The following is a 17169-nucleotide window of genomic DNA, read 5'->3' on the forward strand; positions in this document are numbered from 1 at the left end:
TTTCTCCTTTCAGTCGCACAGCTTCTCTTCGTATTTATCTTTACTTTACGTGGCGCACTGCCCCTTCTCAATACACAAGAATCCAGTATATGCACCCTGTACGCAAAAGAAAAAAGCATCCCACCTCATCGGTTGAATGCTTCCCACTTTATGACGCGCGATGCAGCTTGCGGTAGTCACCTGGCGTCATTTGCATCATTTTTTTGAACATCCGAATGAAGGATAAGGAGTGGATATACCCGACCTTCAACGAAATGGACTGGATCGATTCATCCGTTTCTTCCAACAACCGCTTTGCACACTGAATCCGTAGACGAGCCAAGTAATCAACGAATTTTTCACCCAGCTCTTGCTTAATTAATTGACTGACTTGCTTATCATTCATATCAAACGCTTCGCCAATCATATTTAGTGATAAATCCGGATTAACGAGATGCTCATCGATAAATTTCTGCATTTGCCGAATGACCGAGCGATTCGAACTGCTGTCATGAATGACCGTAATGTTGCTGTATTCCTCGTCCAGCAGCTTCAAGTAATGCTCCGCCAGCTCATCCAGCAGCTCATAATGGTCCAACATCTGCAACAAAGCTGGATACGCTTGCGATTCCCAATGCGCGGTATAGGCAGCATTCAATTCCTTCATCGCGTGATTCAACTGATAGTTGAAATACTCCATCGTGATGACGATATCATCTTTTACCGCATGTTCGTCGCGTAGATTGCTGATTAGATTATAAAATGCCATGCGCCACTCTTCATTGCCCTGCTTGAACATAATGACGATTCCGCGCACATGCTGCAGACGATTATACACGTCACTATCCATTTTCGGTTTTATTTCCAGGAAATAAATAACGCGTCCTAACCCGAGTACGGTCTTATATTTTAACGATGTGACAGCCTCTTCATATGCAAGCGGAATGTCCTCCGACTGACCTGCCAGCGAGCTTAACCCCGTTGTCACGGTAAACCGCAAATGATCGTTCACCCATTGGTGCATCTCTTCCATGACAACTTTCGTCCCTTGTCCATCCGAAGTTTCCTTTAGAAATAAAAGCACGCCCAGCCGATCATTATCGATCCATTCGCCCCAAGCAGCCACTCCGTGCTTCTCGGCAATCTCTCCTGTCACACTTTTTAAGGCAAACTTCAATAAAGTCTGATCCCGATGGTTGTAAATCTCACAAAACTGCTGAAATTTATCAATTTCAATGACCGCCATTTGGAGCGCAGTATACTGAATAGGAAGTCTATACGTCGCAAGTTGTTCCTGCCAAGCCTCTGGTGAGAACATTTTGCTCCCTTGAAGTAAATCCGTAAACAGGACTTGCTTCCGATAGGCCATGTCTTGTCTATGTTGTTGCCTAAACTCATTTGATTGATCGATGAGCTCTGTTATCGCATTTTGGATAAAATGAAACTCATCATGCCCATCTGAAGATTTATCGAGCACCTTCTGGAAAGCGCCTGTCCGCACCTGACGCAAGATCATTTCAACAGGTCGGTAATGATTCTTAGAGACATGGATGATCCACCAAATCCCCGCGCCTAACATCACAACCGTAATCACGATCCAAAGAATGTATAGACTTGAGAATAGGTAAGTAAATCCCCCTTCTTTCAGACCAATCTGCATCACCCAGCCGGTATAGGCTGATTTCATGACGCCTGACTGCAGCGAAGTGGCTGTCTCCAGCGCTTTTCCTGTTCGATTAATCGGATACTGGTTAGCATCCTTTACTTGAATAAAACTGTAGTGCGAGTACGCCATAGCATCAATCATTCTCGCGATATAGTCCACATTCACATTGACGACAATGAATCCTTTATCACCCGTTAGAAGCGGCGCTTTACGCACGATACTAATGACGTTTCGCGGTTTTTCGCCGATATACTCCGAATAATTGCGGACAGGCAGCCATTCGGTTGGATTTCCATTTTGAGCCATACGTTGTATAAATTCAGCATCGCCAAAAAGCTCCGACGGCACGATGAGACTTCTACTTAATACTTTACCGTCGCTATTTCGATACAAATAGACAGAGTCAATTTCGGGATAACCTGAAACAAGCTGCTCCAACTTTGAGGCTGGAAGCGCTAAACCATTATAACGATCGCCTTCAGCTGCAAAATAAAAACCATTCAACCCATCGTTATAATTGAGCTCACGCAACACACCTTGGTCGATCTGCTTCAGAGTTCTATCCAAATTGCCAAGCGCTTGCTCCATAAATATGTTATTGGCCTTCTTCGTTTGACTTTGTGTTATCACATTGGTGAACACGAAAAACAAGACAGATAACAGGATGACGATGATGACAAAAACAGGGATATACGAAATGAGGAGCCGATTAAACCAGTTTTTACTGAGCTGCATGGTACAAAACTCCTTTATAAGGCTGGTAGAGTTCATTGTACCCTGATCAAGGCCCCTTGCAAATACGCTTTTTTCAGCGATATACAATTTTCGTATGGAACGAAAAAGACCGGATCAGAGATGTATCCTCCGTCCGGCCCGTAATCCAATTTATTTCAACGTATAAATGTCCGTAACCAAAATCGCTTTCTCTTTATTCGTTTTATACCAGTTTTGGTACCACTCATCCACCTTCGGTCCACCTGCTTTGCTCCAAATATCTTGGGACGTTTTGATCGCTTGCTCAGCAGAAATCCCTGGGGTTACGATCGCTTTCACGAATTCATCCGGCGCGCCTGTTTTGGCAGCTGCGGATTGAATGTTCGGTACGCTTTGCACGATCATATCCAAATCTTTGGGAATTGAAGGTACTTCCAGTAAATAGCCGGCTACCGGGCGCTCAGGAGCAAGGTACAGCTTGCGCGCTTCGATAATAATACGCTTAAGTTCTTTCTGAGCAGGCACGCTGTCGCTAAGTGAATCAATTCGCGTATCACAAGTAGGCATACCTGGAATCGATGACATGATCATGCCGTAATCATTAGCATAGCTGCGCTCTTTCTTGATTTTATCAGGGTCCGTGATTTGTGGGCAGCCCTTCGCATCGAGTTTGTAGTGCTCCCCTTCAATTCCCCATTTCAGAGCTTTCTGTGCGTTTTGAGTGGTCAAGAAATCAAGATATTTAATAACCGCGACTGGATCTTTCGCCTTCGCATTCACAACAGCAGCATTTTGTACAGGTGATGTGACTGGCGGACTGAATTGACCAAACGAGCTTTTCGGCAGCAGAATTGGCGTCACGACCGCATTGGGATCGTTTTTCAACAACGTTTCCATCTCGATTGCAGTTGGTACTCCACCTGTATAGAAGCCAAGCTTACCGTTCAAGAAATCCCGCTTCGCTTTATCCCCTGTCGTATCTGCTGCGAAATCTTTATCAATGACATTTTCTTGGAACAATTTCTTTTTAAACGTTAAACTAGCTTGTTGATTTTCCCACGCATACTGCAGGTTGCCATCTTTATAATTGTAATTCGAGAACACCGGCACACCGAACATGAAGTCAATGACTTTTTGGTTATAACCGCCACCTAGTGTAAGACCATACGTATCGTTCTTGCCATTGCCATCAGGATCTTTCTCTGTAAAAGCTTTCGCAATCGCAAACAACTCATCCGTCGTTTTCGGAGCTTCCAAGCCCAGCTTCTTCAGCCAGTCCGTCCGAACCATAAACACCCAGTTCACTTCCAGCTTGCCAAGAACTGCGATATCATACAGCTTACCATCAGAACGCGTACCGAATTTCTTCAGAAGTGGATTTCTCTCCAGCAACGCTTTAAACTCCACACTGTTTTTCGCAATTAAATCATCCAAAGGCAGTAATTGCTTGGACTCGTACCAAGAACTGCGATTTTTCATATCATAATCTTGAATTAAGTCAGGCGCTTCGCCGGAAGCAAACATCACGTTCAGCTTATCTTCTGGTTTCGTACGAGGAATCGGGACAAAAGTGACATCTACAGGGCCGTTCTTATTGACCCACTCTGTCCAGCGGTTTTTATCCAGCGTCCCTTCTTCCGGAACCATGTTCCCACGATCATAAATGGTGGTAGACATCTTGCCTCTCTTCTCAGGAGCTTTCGATGCCTGCGTTGTGGACGTGCTAGTTGATGCTTCCGCTCCTTTGCTATCGTCCGCCTTACCGCATGCTGCAAGTAAACTGATAGACGCTAGTGCAACTGCTACCGTGGATACAACGAATAATCTCTTTTTCATTCGAGTAGACCTCCTCAGGAATGTACTTTCCTTGTGTTCATCAGCAGAATCACCGATGTGGTTCGCTTGACCTCACTGTAGCCCTGCTGCTATCCCTCCAGCAATATACAAGAATCGCTGTATATACATCTTTTTGCGGGATATACCTTTTTCAGCGATATGCCGATTTCGGGCGCATCACCCTTTTACCGAGCCAATCATAACGCCCTTCACGAAATGCTTCTGGACAAAAGGATATACAATCAACATCGGAAGAATCATCACGATGACACCCGATGACTTGATGGACTCCGGTGTAATTTGAATCGCTTCTTCTGGACGTAAATATTGATCGACTTGCAGCATGCTATTATTGATCATTTGCTGGACAAGCACCGTTAAATTCTGTTTAGCAGGAGCGTTAATATAGATGAGGACATTTTGGAACATGTTCCAGTAGCCAACGGCGTAGAACAGGATTAATGTAGCGATCGCAGGAACTGCCAGCGGTAGATAAATGCGTCCGATGAGCCACCATTCATTACAGCCATCCATTCTGGCTGCTTCATCAAGCTCTAAGGGAATATTCTCAAAAAACGTTTTCAAAACCAACGTATTATACACACTGACAAGCGCCGGCAACCAAAGCGCCCAATACGTATTCACCATACCCAGATTCTTAATCAATAAGTAGCCGGGAATTAAGCCTGCGCTGAAAAGCATAGTAAAAATCAGCATCATCGTGAATGTCTTTCTTCCAAAGAAATACCGCTTTGACAACGGGTACGCCGCCAAAATCGTAAACCCAATGCTCAATAAGGTCCCTACGACCATAATTTTCACACTGTTGGCAAACGCAGGTAAAATCTGTGTCCCTTTGAATAACAGTCGATACGACTCCAAATTCCAACCCACGGGCCATAAACCGACATGTCCTGAGATGACAGCAGGTTGATCACTAAATGATAAGGCGAGCAGATGGATCAAGGGCAGCACACATGTGATCCCAATGATGGTTAACATCAAATAATTCAATGCATAGAATAACTTCTCTCCTGGTGATGCTTTCATCGGACTCCTCCATCCCCTTCTTATGGTATGACACCACTTTAAAATGAGATAGATTTTCCTTCAATACACATGATTCGGGTATATCTATTGAGAAAACGGCGATCGCACCTCCCCAGTCAGTGGCTGGGCGGGATAAGTTGGTGAAATCGAGCTAAACCTACTTCTTTCTGCCAACAGTCGCAAATAGTCAGGTAAAATCGAACTACACAGCCCAAGCCTTCGAGAATGAACGACTCAGACACAACCAAAAGCTGCCACTTCATCTATAAAAAAGGTTGGACAGACATAGGCGCCTGGCCAACCTTTTTCAACGGTTACCGTCGTAAATTCCACTCATCCGTGCCATATTTCTCGGCAACAAGACGATTTGTAAGTTCAACCTCATAATCCGTCAAAGACGACTCGACGAGTTCGACACCAAGTCCAAGGGCGATTTCACGTCGGAACGCTTCCTCAACTTCGCCTAGTGTCACTTCCGCTTTCCCCTGCGCGCGCAGCAATTCATTAATCGCCACCGCTTTCTTCAGAAAGCTTTGCTTCATGCGATCAGCCACCTTCTCGTTCGAGAAGCGCAGCATCCGAAATAATTGATCCGTATCCATATCCAGCAGAATCGAGCCATGCTGCAACACAACATTTTTTTGGCGAACCTGCGCACTGCCGGCCACCTTGCGACCTTCTACAACCAACTCGTACCACGAAGGTGAATCGAAGCATGCCGCAGAGCCCGCTGAGGCGTATTTCTCTTTTTCCTCATCACTCGCCAGCTGTACCATTTCTGCTGCAAGGCCTAGCGCACGAAAACCTTGCAACAGCCCCTCACTCAATACGCGATAAGCGTCAGTTACATTACGTGGGATGCCTGGATAATCCTCAGCCACGATAATGCTATACGTCAGTTCTTTATCATGCAGCACTGCTCGTCCGCCAGTAGGCCGTCTTACGAAGCCAATTCCCTCGCTCGCTACCGCTTCCTGATCCACTTCAGCTGCTTTTTGAAAATAACCAATCGATAACGTCGCTGGATTCCATCCATAGAAACGCACCGTTGGCGGTACCTTCCCTTCACTGTGAGCGGTAAGAATCGCTTCATCTAAAGCCATATTTTCAGCAGGAGAACGGTCTCCTGTATGTATAAATCGCCAAGCAGTCATCTCAACACAACTTCCTTTCTTGTAGATCGTCAACTTTTTTCCCAAAACTAACCTCTATCATAGCATATTCATGTTCCGCATTCGACTTCTCGCCCCAGCACCAGTAAAAGTCTTACATGGGAAAAGTTATGAAAGACTCTTCTCTGGACATACTAACCTGTATGCGACGTTTGCGAGGGTAGGCGCAGAATCAGAACGTAGCGTATGCGTACGATGCTAGTTTTGCTACGCAAAACTTAAGTTTATGCTTACGAAGTCAGTTTTCTAGCGAAAACTTTTAGGAGGGCACAGCCATGCGTCAACATGATCAGCAAGAGAACATTCGCCCCATTCATAAACATCTAGATATGCATTTTGAGAGGGACTGGTTTACTGAGCTGGACAATCGTGTACATGGAGGGGGTCCTTGGGATGATTGGACCTTATATCAGCTTGCCTACGAATCGGAAGAGTCGGGGCTTATTTCTACGTTTGATGATATGCAATGCCTCGCACACTTAGGGACACTTGAACCAATGGCTCATCAGATTGATACAGCGAAACGCGTGCTCAATGAGATGCGTGGACGTGCCATTTTGGCCGACGAGGTTGGACTTGGGAAGACGATTGAGGCTGGTTTAATTTTAAAAGAATACATGATCCGCGGGCTTGTCCGCAAAACGCTTATCCTTGTACCCGCTTCCCTGGTCTTGCAATGGGTTCGGGAATTAAATACGAAGTTCGGTATTCCCGCTGTTGCGCATAAGAAGGCTTACATGTGGCAGCAAGCGGACATTATCGTAGCCTCGATGGATACGGCCAAAAGAGACCCGCATCGCGATATTGTCATGGGTCTAGAATACGATATGCTCATCGTCGATGAAGCCCATAAGTTGAAAAATAAAAAAACAACGAACTACACCTTCGTCGACGAGCTGCGCAAAAAATATTGCCTGCTCCTCACAGCCACGCCTGTGCAGAACGATCTCAAAGAGCTGTACAACCTGATCACCCTGCTGAAACCAGGCCAGCTTGGTGGACAGAACAGCTTCAAGAGCAACTTTGTCGTGGGCAAGCGTACACCGAAGAATGAGATTCAGCTGCAGCAGGAGCTTTCCAAAGTGATGATTCGTAATCGCCGCGGCGATGGCGGTGTGCATTATACGAAGCGGATTGTGCGCAATATTCCCCTCACGCTCTCAGATGAAGAGCAAGCACTCTACGATGGGGTCACGAATTTCGTACGAACGCGTTACTCCGAGAATGGCGGCGATCTCAGCTCCATGCTTTCTATGATTACGCTTCAACGTGAAGTGTGCAGCTCTCGGGATGCGGTGTTCATTACGTTGGTAAATTTATTTAAAAAGACTGCTGAAGACTCGCCTGTACGCCCCAAGATCTGGGAACTCGTGGAGCTTATTCGTAGTATCAAGTCGAATAGCAAAGCAGAAACGACGATGAGACTAATTCAAGACATCAATGATAAAGTCATTATTTTCACCGAGTATCGGGCATCCCAAGAATATTTGTTAAATTACCTCAAAGAACGGAAAATCACAGCGGTCCCCTATCGGGGCGGCATGAATCGCGGGAAAAAAGATTGGATGATGGATTTATTCCGAAATCGGGTACAAGTTCTTATAGCAACCGAGGCAGGTGGCGAAGGCATTAACTTACAATTTTGCCACAACATGATCAACTTTGATCTCCCTTGGAACCCAATGCGTGTGGAACAGCGGATCGGGCGGGTCCATCGACTCGGGCAGACGCATGACGTCAACATTTACAACTTATCCACAAGGAATACCATTGAAGAACATATCCTATCGCTGTTACACGAGAAGATCAATATGTTCGAATTGGTTATTGGGCAGCTGGATACGATTTTGGAGAAAATCGAGAAACGAGGCTCGCTTGAAACGTCCCTGTTCCGCATGGTGATGGAAGCTGGCTCCGGTGAAGAAATCCGCCGCAAAATCGATGAGCTCGGACATTCGATCTCCGAAGTAAGAGAAGAAATCGAACAAAATCCGCAATACGGCGCCAAGTTCCAAGATATCCTTGATGCCGTAAGCGGTTCCCAGAGTGTAGAGGTGGGGCCATGAATAAACGAAACATTCATTCATTCGTGATGCGTTTTCTGGAGGCTTACGACTGTACGATTCTGGAGAAAACACCTTCCTATGTAACGGTGAAGCTCTCTCCCGAAGCAGATCGGGAAATGACAGGCCGTCCTTACTATTGGAGTTTTATTGAGCGGACTGGCGCTGCAGCGGAGACGATGACGTATAAATTTGTCATCGATCCCGAGCAGATGAAACTAGAAGTTAAGCCCAAGGCTGCCGCTGCTGTGACTGCTGCCGCTGGCCCATCTTCCACTGGCTATGGGCCACCTGGTCAAGGCGGAGCTGGTGCTCCTGCGGGCAGTGCACCGGACAGCATACTGGGGCGTTATTTCGGCTTCGTTCCGACGACCATCACCACGCGAGTCCCACAAGATGACGTGACCTTTGGCAGCCGGCGACTCGACCAGATCTTCGGCATCGTGCGCGAACGTGGTCGCTTCATTCACTTATTCGAAGAGCCCTTCCCCGTGGGGGCGACGTATCATGCTTCCCTCGTGTACAACACGTGGCTGTGTGTGAACTACAAGGTTGAACTGCTCTGTGACCGTAAACGGACAGAAATACATTCTCTTGCCATTCAGCTGGGCACAGGTGAAATTCGCGAGCATTTTCATAAACAAATGCTGACAAAGACGTTATCACCGAAGCTCCCAGCGAATAGTCACATTTTACCGGACACCATTTCAATCCCGAAGGCCATCAATGCTTTGGAAATGACACTCGAGCGCAAAATCAGCACCTACGACCATCGCTGGGCCGATGATGCGAATGCACAGCACCGTAGTGAAATTGATCGGGTGGAAGGCTACTATAACGGGCTTTTGCTTGCAGCAGAACCCAATAAAAGAGATGAGATCGAAATACAGTGTCGGAATCGGCTGGAAGAAATCGATTGGCAGCATAAACCGCGAATCGTGGTATCCGTCATTAATGGCGGTTTATTCCACCTCAACGCGAGTCGTTTATCATCCAGAAACTGACGCAAGTCGCTAAAACCTCGCAAATAATCCGCAACAGGTTCTAACATTCTTTTTAAAGCATACGAATTACAATAGTCACATACACTAGTAGGTTAGCGAGAGGCAGGTGAACGAAGATGAAGTCGTGGACCACTTGGACCGCCACTTGTATCATTCTGTGCAGTATTGGCTTCATGCCCTTACACACTTCGGCCGTAGACAATCTAGCAGGGACAAGCCCTACACAGACGCAAGTGAAAGAACCTAATAAAGCAGTTACCTCAACCCCTGACATGGCGAGTACAGCATCTTTTGGTTCAACGATCAGTAATTGGCAGGCGACGCTTGCGAAGGAAGCCGGTTTTGCAGGCTGGCTGAACGCACGCTGGAACAGCTATCCGCTCGGTCCTGGCACGCATGGCTGGGTCATTATCCTATCCGATAAAGGCCAAGAGGTTGGCTATATGATTGTGCATGCCGTTGACAGTGGCGGTTTTCGTTTGACCGAATACGGGACAGGCCCATCTCCACTATTTAGCTTAGCTACGTTGTATCGCTCTTTGATACAACAAGAACTCATTCCTTCAACCACCTCATACGACAGTTTCGTGCAAAATGAAAAGCTCATTAATAGCCGCTTATATATGGATACTCTAACGTCTGTTTGGAAAATCGTGCAAGGCGGCGAGACCTATTATCTCGACGCCAAATCAGGTGAGTTACTGCCGCTCACCGCGGATCCAACCCCACGTCTAGTAGATAGCCTAGCTAACAAGCCGACGGATTTATCGGGTGGTGCTCGATCCTTGGTGCGGCCCACTTTTGATCCTTATGACCGTTTGCCATGGATTGAAGGCACACCGCTGCCTGTAACCTCCTTGCCTGAATTGCAGATTGCAATGGAACAGCAAGGAGATCTCACCTACGTCACCATGTTGTATGATGAACTCGTGACGATGCCTTTAGCTGTGCTTGGTTATCAACAATGGCTGCATGGGGATAACTATCTTGTCTTGGAGCATGAGGGTCCGCGATATGTGCAATTGGATGCTTCCATTGGACTTGGGGAGCTGTATCCCTGAGTGTCGCCGACGTGGACGTGAAGGGCGAAACGGTGAAACGGTGAAACGCCAAAAGGCCAACCCGGCAAACGGGTTGGCCTTTTTATTGTGCGAGCAGCGTTGCTCGGGCCCCGCAGGAGCGAAAAGAACTGAGTTACTCGTTTAATTCGACTAACTCCGGCTCACATGCACCAAACCAGCTCAGTTACTCGAAAAAGTCGACTAACTCCGGCTCACAAGCCACAAACCAGTTCAGTTACTCGAAAAAGTCGACTAACTCCTGCACTCAAGCCCCAAACCGGCCGAGTTACTCGAAAAATCCGACTAACTCGAGCTCACAAGCCCCAAACAAGCTGAGTTACTCGAAAAAGTCGACTAACTCGAGCACTCAAGCCACAAACCAGCCCGGTTACTCGAAAAATCCGAGTAACTCGGGCACGCAGTTCACGCTCAGCAACTCATCTCATTTTCTCGACTTTTGTTCGTCCAAACAACATCCGCGCTGCTAAGGGCAGCATCCCAAACCAACGCGTTTGCCAGCCTTCACGCTGCTCTTTAATCGTCGCTTTTGCTTGCTGACGGACTTCTTTCGGCGTGTCGATATAAGTGACGACTTGTTGAGTTATGTACTTCACTAGATCATCGCTCTTTGCCATACGCCCACCTGCCTTTTATCCTTATTCTAACCAGAGCAATAAGGCTTTAAACTACGCAAAGACAGGTGGCGAACCGCTTACTCATTGGCAATCATCCTGGTCTTCCGCCGCTCTCCGCAATAATTTTATCAGCAAAGGATTTAATCGTGCCGCAGCCTAACAGCATGGGCTTATTATCACACAGCAACATCAACGTTTGTGCATTCGTATCCCAGGCATATTGGAAGCCAACATTCATGCTGACCACTGTAATCGTAAATTTGCCTGATGCTGTGCTCGGTATAGAGAAACCTTGTCTCCTACCTACCTGCTGCAACGCTCGGAATACCGAAGGCGAAATCCCTTTATATATCCATGTGCTACAAGTTGCCATAGGTCTTCTCACCTCTTTCAATTAGGATCATTAAATTGTATGAGGCAAGTGCGGAAATCGTGCTTATTTCCATAAAAAGCATTCATCCCGTTCGTTGCATCTGCTTCTAATCTCGTCCTACAAACATAAGCTAAAAGTAACTAGAGAGAGAAAGAGGTGTTGGTTTGAATGTGGGAACTAATGCTTGCAAATGAGCAGCTAGAAATTTATATGGATGAAGCAAATCTTAGGCTTGAAATACGTATAAAATCCGAAAAGTACACAGATCCATTTACGCTTCGTATGAACTACACGGATTTAACCCAGTTAATCCATACGCTGCTGGAAATCAATCGAAGCTTCCGAGGAGATATCCCCTTTTTCCATACCAAACAGCTGCCAGGCAAGATTAAGTCTTAGATAGCCAACTAGCAGCCAAAAAAAGCACGATGGCCCTCTTCCACATTTCCGTGGATCGGAGGAACCATCGTGCTTTTTATTAATCAGCGTCAGTTGCGCATGTTTAATTCCTGTTAAATCCTACAATTGAAGCGATGAAACGTAAGATATACAGGAACAAGTTAATGAAATCGAGATAAATGTTCAATGCGGCAAGTGGCACTGCTTCGGATGCAACACCGTTGCGGTATTGGGCAACATCATACAGAACCCAACCGCTGAAGATCAGAATCCCAGCCATCGACCACACCAAATTCATGGCGGAACCGAAGTTGAGGAACATGCCGAGTACACTCATCAACACAAGTCCAATCGTACCCGCGAACAAGAAGCCGCCTAGGAAGCTGAAATCACGTTGGGAACGGTGAGCATAGAAAGCTAATGAGCCGAAAATCGCTGCCGTTGCGAAAAATGCACCTGATACTACGCTAGCACCAAGCTGGCCGCCGTACGCCATAATAACTGGATATAACGTCACACCAGAAATCGCTGTGAATGAGTAGAGAAAGCCATAGCCAATGTTTTTGCCGCGAATTCGGATCACGATCGCCGCTACCAACATGACGACCTCTGCAACAACGAAGAGCATCACCATAGATGGAGGCACGACCATTGCACCAATCAATGTACCCAAAAAGGAAACTAAGAGGGAAATTGCAAACGTTTGGAGCACATGTGCAAAGCTGCCGGATTGAGTAATCGTAACGGATCTATCCATGAATCATTCAGCTCCTTTAGATATAAAGAAATGTACAATCTATACTATGTATTATACCTGTATTTCATGAAAACCGCTACAGGGCAGTAATTCCGCGATTGGTCACGAAAACACCCTTCCCTGATTGACTCAGAAAAGGGTGTTTTACGTGATGCGATCAAGAGGACTCGAACCTCCACGGGGGTAAGCCCACACGGACCTGAACCGTGCGCGTCTGCCAATTCCGCCATGATCGCGTTTACATAATTAATATACCATGTGACGCAAAAGCTCGTCAATGAAACTTTTCCCATGCATGCATAATTCCATTACCACTTCCTAACCCTATTTGGAAAGGAGGTATGACCCATGGATAAGAAAGAAATTGAGGCACTAGAGCCGAAATACACGGGCAATCAGCGTCATTTAACCGAAGGTGAAGCTGAGGGTATCGTTCACGATCCCAACTTCAAAAACGAGAATGAAGATAACGATGTCTCGGATATCGACAGCTTAGCAGCCGGTCTCGGTTTTGGCGTGTTCCGTAGAACATAACGTTAACTACACCAGATACCTTAACGTAATAGAAGACCTCCCGTCCACATGGACGGGAGGTCTTTTACATAGCGATGTTGTTCAGAAGCCTCCTACCGTTTACTCATATCAAGCTCATTCAACTTAGCTGAAACAAGTGTGGCTTCGTAAACTGCTCTGCCTATGAGATAGCCCACTGTTGTCGCTGTACCCGCATAGCGGTACGTAGTTCCTCTGCCTGTCGCGGCAATGAGCACCGCATCAGTCGTCGTCCCTGTGGCTAGTTGACCATCGATCGTGATGTTCAGATCTTGAAGTGCAGCAGCCTTGGCTTCAGTAGCCGTGATAACAGCATTCACCAATGCTGCGTCTGTCAGATCCCCTTCTATGACAACAATAGTGTTAATAGTACCAGGATAAAGCGAAGCAGCTGGCAGTACAGCACCTGCTCGTGCTTTATTCCCGAGCCCTACGGTCACCCACGCGGCAACGCGAAGCGTTTCTGTCACATTTTCCACGTCGTCGTAGGCAGTCTGTTCCCTGTACGCTTCTTCTAGAGGCCAAGCTAATGACAAGAAGCCAACGTCCTTCAACCACGCCGCGGTAAGCATGCCAGCCGTATCTTGAGGATCCAGCCCTTCACGTGCTAGGAAAGCTTCCATTTCCACCAACGGGTCAATTTCGTTATACGTCTTGTCCACTTGCCGATTCATTAACACCCGATGGTGTCCAAATCCGCCTCCCCAAGGGGAGGAATTCAGAGTTCGCAGTGGATTGGCACTTGTAATCTGCATATATTGGCCATTCTTAGAATGTACCTGTTTCATCTCCACACCGGGAATTAAACTAGCCTGTGATGCGCTTGTATCCGCACTCTCACTCTGCATCATCGGACAAATCATCCGGCGTTATCGTTTCTTGCGGCAGCATGAACGCAGGCGGCCTTTCGTTCTCATAAGGCTGATACACATAACTGCGGGCAAGCTTGACGACTCTCCGATTTTTTTTACGAATAAGCACCGTCTCATCATCCCAAGCCACAACAATACCTCGTACATCGTTCGTTGGGCTGACATCACGAATCACTCGAAGCAAAGTACTGTCTACGCGATATTGATCCAATTGTTCTTCCGAAATCATCTATGTAGCACCTCCATCATAAATATCTCAACACACCAACACCAATGTGCCTCTTTAGCATACACCAAATTCGCGATTCGGTGAAACGTTACATAAATCGATTCATCTTCGGTTACCTTAACGAGGACGAGACATGCGACAAGGTAAAGGCTAACTCACGCCTACCGTAAGGGAGGACATTACAATGGAGAAGAGAACGTACTACGTCAATGTGGGTACGGGAGAAGTATTAGAAGACAGCACTGCACTAGATTACGAATTCGAAATATCCGCTACGGAAGATGACATCGCCAAGCTGCAAGAGCTCTTTGAAGAAACTGACAACTCTTCGCAGGGGAGTTACGCCACTTCCTGGCTCCCTTGGAAAGTCTATTATTCGAATGAAACGAATCAAGAATATGACTACTATTTAACCGAAGTCTATCGGTCACTGCATCGTCTTGGCTCTGAGCAGACCAAACGACATATTGAAACGATGAATGTTTTGGAAAACGGCATTTAGCACCCGACGCAGAACGCAAACATAAGAAACACAGTTGCTCTGTCCACGGAAAGTGTTAGAATCTAAAAAAAGATGCGAAAATGCATCTTTTTCCACTAGAGAAGTCGCGTTCTATTGAGAAAGATGCGAATATGCACCTTTTTCCACTGCATTTATCCTTTTTATGGAATATCCGTGTAAAAGGATGTATTTTCGCAGCAATTTTTCGATAAACGGTCTATTCACCTTAAAAAAGATGTATTTTTGCAGCTCTCTGCTCATATGGAGATGTTTAAAAAGGCCAAGAATCCCTATGGAATTCATTGGCCTTTTTATCATATATGGGTGATTAACTCACATGCTCTTTCGAATCGTTCGTTTCAAACCAGAAATCAAGGACTTTGCTTGACATCACACGTTTCTTGATATAATCCGATTGTGCAACAGAGAACTGCTGCTCCCACTCGATTGTAAGCTCCGTACAAAGCTTCACGATTGTCAACAACTCGGACCAGGCCACATAACGCTTATACCAGAAAAATTGAGGGTGTTCAATCATATACGGATACAGGTCATCAAACTCTGTATGTTTACAATCAAGTGCACGTTCAAAGTGAGTCTTTGCTTCCCCAAGCTTTGTCATAAAATAGTCAATGGAACCATTTTCGATACCCATAGATGTCAGCCTCCTCTCTTACCTTGTAATCATTATAATAGATAAATCGTTTTCAGGGAAGTCATTGTCGTGATGTAAAATCAGTCAAAAGTGATCTGCCCGTTCGCCAGCGAGGCGATTCGAGCGAGTGACTCCACGCGAATTCCGCGTTCGCGAATGGATTTTCCGCCATTTTGAAACGATTTCTCAACAACAATCCCAACACCGACAAGCTCTGCTTCTGCTTTCTCCACAATGCGGACTAAGCCGCGCGCTGCATCGCCATTGGCAATAAAATCATCAATCAACAGAATACGCTCACCTTTGTGCAGCAAATGCGCGGACACCATAATATCGGTAACTATCCCTTTAGTAAAAGAGGGAACACGCTCACTATACGTATCTTGATCCATCGTTAATGTCTTTTTGCGACGGGCAAATACCATCGGGACACCGAGCTGCAACGCAGTCGTGTAAGCAATAGGAATACCAGATGATTCCACCGTCAGAACTTTGTCTGGCTTCGTTTCTCTAAACAATCTTGCAAATTCTTTCCCCATCTCCATTATGAGAACAGGATCTACTTGGTGATTCAAAATGGCATCAAGTTTAAGTACTTGATCTGAAGCGACGACGCCGACCTCTAAGATCCGCTGTTTCAATAACTCCATGAAATCGGCCCCCTTTAGCTTTCTATTATGAGTAAGTTACCATATTGCTCCTGCCTCTTCAAGTCCATTTAGAAAATAACAAAAAACAACTGAAACTTTTTGCGTATCCATGGTGTCTATATAATATAAGGATTTACATTCATTTGGTATTCGTTCTAGAATTGCTCACATTTGGGCAGGAAGAGCTATTTGAAAACCTTCGATAAAACAGTATCATTAATCTTACTTGTATTTTTCAATCAATGACTCTTCGGAGGAAAGGATAGATGGCAATGAACAACCTAATTAAACCCATCCTTGTAGGCTGTATGCCTGTTGCAATTGCATCATTCTTGGTGACTGGATGCCAAGAATCATCTGCTCCTGCTCCAAAGGCTACTATAGAGGTAACGAACACGTATACGCCTACACAGGTCACGCAGGAGTCCACGCCTCCGACCATCGCCGCCATCCCGACTGCTACACCAGCGATCGACGATAGCACCAAGCATGAAGCACAAGTCGCCGGTATTACTAAAGTTGATCAAGGGGATATTACCCAGACGCAAGTCTTCACAAGTCCGAAGCCTACAGCTAAGCCCAAGGTGAAAGCAGAAGATGCTTATCAACAAGAAAAGCCGACCTTGATGGGATTAAAGCTTGGAACGCCACGAGCTGCTGTATTGGAGCGTTTTGGTAAAGTTAAGAAGCAATTCGTGATGGAAGAAGATGACATCGAGGTTTACGATTTCACGGACTTCTCTGTCGGCTTCAACAGCAAAGGAACGCTTGAATTCGTCGATGTGCACTCCGTTGACATTGATCCTGGTTTACATGGCTTGCGTCTAGGCCAGAGCGTACAGGACGCGATCGCCACTTTAGGCAAACCGGATACGAACTCAACCTACGTGTTGTCATACAAATCACAGGGTACTTTGCTGAAGATCGATATTGATCCGCATAACAACACCATTCAGTCCATTAAACTTTTTGCAAACTCATAACTCTCACCACTAAGCAC

18 protein-coding genes and 1 tRNA gene are annotated in these 17169 nt (G+C 46.1%); 7 read left to right on the forward strand and 12 right to left on the reverse strand.

Annotated features, from left to right (window positions below; genetic code table 11):
- Positions 1-148: 148 nt before the first annotated feature.
- The 4 genes from AC58QT_RS17290 to AC58QT_RS17305 all read right to left on the reverse strand — a co-directional run bounded on the left by AC58QT_RS17290 (position 149) and on the right by AC58QT_RS17305 (position 6399).
- Positions 149-2380 carry a helix-turn-helix domain-containing protein gene (locus AC58QT_RS17290; RefSeq protein WP_497410113.1) on the reverse strand — a complete coding sequence of 744 codons (2232 nt, stop codon included), beginning with the start codon at positions 2378-2380 and terminating at the stop codon, positions 149-151.
- 150 nt (positions 2381-2530) lie between these two features.
- Positions 2531-4195, reverse strand: coding sequence for an extracellular solute-binding protein (locus tag AC58QT_RS17295; protein WP_497410114.1), 1665 nt, complete (start codon positions 4193-4195; stop codon positions 2531-2533).
- Positions 4196-4372: 177 nt separating this feature from the next.
- On the reverse strand, positions 4373-5245 hold the full coding sequence (locus AC58QT_RS17300) for a carbohydrate ABC transporter permease (protein WP_497410115.1): 873 nt from the start codon (positions 5243-5245) through the stop codon (positions 4373-4375).
- 314 nt (positions 5246-5559) lie between these two features.
- Positions 5560-6399: a lipoate--protein ligase family protein gene (locus tag AC58QT_RS17305; RefSeq protein WP_497410116.1), complete on the reverse strand. Its 840-nt coding sequence runs from the start codon at positions 6397-6399 to the stop codon at positions 5560-5562.
- Positions 6400-6692: 293 nt separating this feature from the next.
- On the opposite strand from AC58QT_RS17305, the gene AC58QT_RS17310 reads away from it, so the two are divergent.
- The 3 genes from AC58QT_RS17310 to AC58QT_RS17320 all read left to right on the forward strand — a co-directional run bounded on the left by AC58QT_RS17310 (position 6693) and on the right by AC58QT_RS17320 (position 10545).
- On the forward strand, positions 6693-8483 hold the full coding sequence (locus tag AC58QT_RS17310; protein WP_497410117.1) for a DEAD/DEAH box helicase: 1791 nt from the start codon (positions 6693-6695) through the stop codon (positions 8481-8483).
- Entirely contained in the window at positions 8480-9484 is a 1005-nt protein-coding gene (locus AC58QT_RS17315) for a YqhG family protein (protein WP_497410118.1), read from the forward strand. Before AC58QT_RS17310 ends, AC58QT_RS17315 begins: the two co-directional genes overlap by 4 nt.
- A gap of 116 nt (positions 9485-9600) precedes the next feature.
- Entirely contained in the window at positions 9601-10545 is a 945-nt protein-coding gene (locus AC58QT_RS17320) for a hypothetical protein (protein ID WP_497410119.1), read from the forward strand.
- Between the two features lie 437 nt (positions 10546-10982).
- Here the strand turns inward: AC58QT_RS17320 and AC58QT_RS17325 are convergent, their stop codons facing one another.
- Together AC58QT_RS17325 and AC58QT_RS17330 are read right to left on the reverse strand one after the other, a co-directional pair.
- A complete protein-coding gene (locus AC58QT_RS17325) occupies positions 10983-11180 on the reverse strand; it encodes a YqzE family protein (RefSeq protein WP_497410120.1) in 198 nt (65 codons plus the stop codon).
- 91 nt (positions 11181-11271) lie between these two features.
- The gene (locus AC58QT_RS17330; protein WP_310222693.1) at positions 11272-11553 is read right to left on the reverse strand and encodes a hypothetical protein; all 282 of its coding nucleotides are present in this window, start codon (positions 11551-11553) and stop codon (positions 11272-11274) included.
- A gap of 168 nt (positions 11554-11721) precedes the next feature.
- Here AC58QT_RS17330 and AC58QT_RS17335 point away from each other — a divergent pair, with 168 nt between their 5' ends.
- On the forward strand, positions 11722-11952 hold the full coding sequence (locus AC58QT_RS17335) for a hypothetical protein (RefSeq protein ID WP_497410121.1): 231 nt from the start codon (positions 11722-11724) through the stop codon (positions 11950-11952).
- Positions 11953-12055: 103 nt separating this feature from the next.
- Here AC58QT_RS17335 and AC58QT_RS17340 read toward each other — a convergent pair whose 3' ends face one another.
- Together AC58QT_RS17340 and AC58QT_RS17345 are read right to left on the reverse strand one after the other, a co-directional pair.
- Positions 12056-12709 (reverse strand): Bax inhibitor-1/YccA family protein, encoded by a 654-nt coding sequence (locus AC58QT_RS17340; RefSeq protein WP_497410122.1) that lies wholly within the window; start codon positions 12707-12709, stop codon positions 12056-12058.
- A 152-nt stretch (positions 12710-12861) separates the two neighbouring features.
- A tRNA-Leu gene (locus AC58QT_RS17345) sits at positions 12862-12945 on the reverse strand.
- A 112-nt stretch (positions 12946-13057) separates the two neighbouring features.
- On the opposite strand from AC58QT_RS17345, the gene AC58QT_RS17350 reads away from it, so the two are divergent.
- Positions 13058-13243 carry a hypothetical protein gene (locus AC58QT_RS17350; RefSeq protein WP_310222685.1) on the forward strand — a complete coding sequence of 62 codons (186 nt, stop codon included), beginning with the start codon at positions 13058-13060 and terminating at the stop codon, positions 13241-13243.
- Between the two features lie 92 nt (positions 13244-13335).
- Here AC58QT_RS17350 and AC58QT_RS17355 read toward each other — a convergent pair whose 3' ends face one another.
- Positions 13336-14112 carry an adenosylcobinamide amidohydrolase gene (locus AC58QT_RS17355; RefSeq protein WP_497410123.1) on the reverse strand — a complete coding sequence of 259 codons (777 nt, stop codon included), beginning with the start codon at positions 14110-14112 and terminating at the stop codon, positions 13336-13338.
- Complete coding sequence (locus tag AC58QT_RS17360) at positions 14099-14362, reverse strand: hypothetical protein (RefSeq protein ID WP_497410124.1); 264 nt, start codon at positions 14360-14362, stop codon at positions 14099-14101. The genes AC58QT_RS17355 and AC58QT_RS17360 overlap by 14 nt, the downstream gene beginning before the upstream one ends.
- 184 nt (positions 14363-14546) lie before the next feature.
- On the opposite strand from AC58QT_RS17360, the gene AC58QT_RS17365 reads away from it, so the two are divergent.
- Positions 14547-14864 carry a hypothetical protein gene (locus tag AC58QT_RS17365; RefSeq protein ID WP_310222679.1) on the forward strand — a complete coding sequence of 106 codons (318 nt, stop codon included), beginning with the start codon at positions 14547-14549 and terminating at the stop codon, positions 14862-14864.
- A gap of 328 nt (positions 14865-15192) precedes the next feature.
- Here the strand turns inward: AC58QT_RS17365 and AC58QT_RS17370 are convergent, their stop codons facing one another.
- Positions 15193-15519, reverse strand: a complete 327-nt coding sequence (locus AC58QT_RS17370) for a hypothetical protein (protein ID WP_056615938.1) — start codon at positions 15517-15519, stop codon at positions 15193-15195.
- Between the two features lie 80 nt (positions 15520-15599).
- A complete protein-coding gene (locus AC58QT_RS17375) occupies positions 15600-16169 on the reverse strand; it encodes a xanthine phosphoribosyltransferase (protein ID WP_497282922.1) in 570 nt (189 codons plus the stop codon).
- Positions 16170-16435: 266 nt separating this feature from the next.
- On the opposite strand from AC58QT_RS17375, the gene AC58QT_RS17380 reads away from it, so the two are divergent.
- Positions 16436-17152: a DUF4309 domain-containing protein gene (locus AC58QT_RS17380; protein WP_310222675.1), complete on the forward strand. Its 717-nt coding sequence runs from the start codon at positions 16436-16438 to the stop codon at positions 17150-17152.
- Positions 17153-17169: the final 17 nt, after the last annotated feature.

The organism is Paenibacillus sp. J31R109 (assembly GCF_059692055.1).

Coding starts and splice junctions, on each gene's coding strand:
- AC58QT_RS17315 (WP_497410118.1), top strand. CDS start 8,480: ATGAATAAACGAAACATTCATTCATTCGTGATGCGTTTTCTGGAGGCT.
- AC58QT_RS17290 (WP_497410113.1), bottom strand. CDS start 2,380: ATGCAGCTCAGTAAAAACTGGTTTAATCGGCTCCTCATTTCGTATATC.
- AC58QT_RS17355 (WP_497410123.1), bottom strand. CDS start 14,112: ATGATGCAGAGTGAGAGTGCGGATACAAGCGCATCACAGGCTAGTTTA.
- AC58QT_RS17360 (WP_497410124.1), bottom strand. CDS start 14,362: ATGATTTCGGAAGAACAATTGGATCAATATCGCGTAGACAGTACTTTG.
- AC58QT_RS17335 (WP_497410121.1), top strand. CDS start 11,722: ATGTGGGAACTAATGCTTGCAAATGAGCAGCTAGAAATTTATATGGAT.
- AC58QT_RS17325 (WP_497410120.1), bottom strand. CDS start 11,180: ATGGCAAAGAGCGATGATCTAGTGAAGTACATAACTCAACAAGTCGTC.
- AC58QT_RS17365 (WP_310222679.1), top strand. CDS start 14,547: ATGGAGAAGAGAACGTACTACGTCAATGTGGGTACGGGAGAAGTATTA.
- AC58QT_RS17305 (WP_497410116.1), bottom strand. CDS start 6,399: ATGACTGCTTGGCGATTTATACATACAGGAGACCGTTCTCCTGCTGAA.
- AC58QT_RS17340 (WP_497410122.1), bottom strand. CDS start 12,709: ATGGATAGATCCGTTACGATTACTCAATCCGGCAGCTTTGCACATGTG.
- AC58QT_RS17310 (WP_497410117.1), top strand. CDS start 6,693: ATGCGTCAACATGATCAGCAAGAGAACATTCGCCCCATTCATAAACAT.
- AC58QT_RS17375 (WP_497282922.1), bottom strand. CDS start 16,169: ATGGAGTTATTGAAACAGCGGATCTTAGAGGTCGGCGTCGTCGCTTCA.
- AC58QT_RS17330 (WP_310222693.1), bottom strand. CDS start 11,553: ATGGCAACTTGTAGCACATGGATATATAAAGGGATTTCGCCTTCGGTA.
- AC58QT_RS17295 (WP_497410114.1), bottom strand. CDS start 4,195: ATGAAAAAGAGATTATTCGTTGTATCCACGGTAGCAGTTGCACTAGCG.
- AC58QT_RS17320 (WP_497410119.1), top strand. CDS start 9,601: ATGAAGTCGTGGACCACTTGGACCGCCACTTGTATCATTCTGTGCAGT.
- AC58QT_RS17370 (WP_056615938.1), bottom strand. CDS start 15,519: ATGGGTATCGAAAATGGTTCCATTGACTATTTTATGACAAAGCTTGGG.
- AC58QT_RS17300 (WP_497410115.1), bottom strand. CDS start 5,245: ATGAAAGCATCACCAGGAGAGAAGTTATTCTATGCATTGAATTATTTG.
- AC58QT_RS17380 (WP_310222675.1), top strand. CDS start 16,436: ATGGCAATGAACAACCTAATTAAACCCATCCTTGTAGGCTGTATGCCT.
- AC58QT_RS17350 (WP_310222685.1), top strand. CDS start 13,058: ATGGATAAGAAAGAAATTGAGGCACTAGAGCCGAAATACACGGGCAAT.